Source organism: Metabacillus fastidiosus NBRC 101226 (assembly GCF_001591625.1).
Classification (GTDB): Bacteria; Bacillota; Bacilli; order Bacillales; family Bacillaceae; genus Metabacillus; species Metabacillus fastidiosus.
The window spans coordinates 1-805 of sequence record NZ_BCVG01000232.1; the positions used below are offsets into that span (position 1 = coordinate 1).

The 805-nt window shown below is 33.8% G+C and carries 1 protein-coding gene; it reads right to left on the reverse strand.

Features of this window, described 5'->3' with window-relative positions; genetic code table 11:
- Positions 1-48: 48 nt before the first annotated feature.
- Complete coding sequence (locus tag BFA01S_RS21570) at positions 49-438, reverse strand: OsmC family protein (RefSeq protein ID WP_066235702.1); 390 nt, start codon at positions 436-438, stop codon at positions 49-51.
- Positions 439-805 lie beyond the last annotated feature (367 nt).

Here is an 805-nt window from a genome sequence, read left to right on the forward strand (position 1 = left end):
TGGATGTCCCAAAAGGGTTGCTTTTTACCCTTTTGGGACATCCTCTTTTCACTCGCTAATAATTTCATATGTTTCTGCAACTTCTATATTTCCGATTACACTTTGTGTCATGGAACAGTTTTTTCTTGAGAGTGCCATTGCTTTCTCGACTTTCTCTGTATTTAAATCTTTTCCTGTAATACGAAAGTGAATATTGATTTTTTCAAATCGTCCTGCTTCTTCCATATTACGTTCACCTTCAGCCGCAACGTGTAAATCAGTTATATCAATTCTCATTTTATCAAAAATTTTACGAAGCATTCCTCCGCTGCAAACTGCGATAGAAGCAACAAAAAGATCAACGGGTTTAAATCCATTTTCTCCGTCACCAGAAATATCAATCCGTCCATATGAAAAGTCAGTAGTATATCCGCCTTCTTTTTTCATTGTAAATTCCATTTTTAAAATTCCCCTCATCTTTTTTATTTGAGTTCATAAGATCTTACTTATGACTGTTTAATAGGACTTTCTCAAAACTTGGTCGCCAGATACTCACTCAAGAAGCGCTCATCTGACTTGTAAAGAAATAAGAAAATCGTACGCTTTCATTCATTATGATCTTATGTAAAAATTCATGTCTCCCCTAATTATAATACAATAACCGCTAGTATCTTTACAGGAAGTCTAATTTATTTACAACAGAGTATATCTCATTATTTGCTGTTGGACACCATCCACATCTCCTTATTTTTAACCATCCAATTAAAAATGGATGGCGAAAATAACAGTCAACTGGATGGTTAAAAAATGGTGAAATCTTTTATTA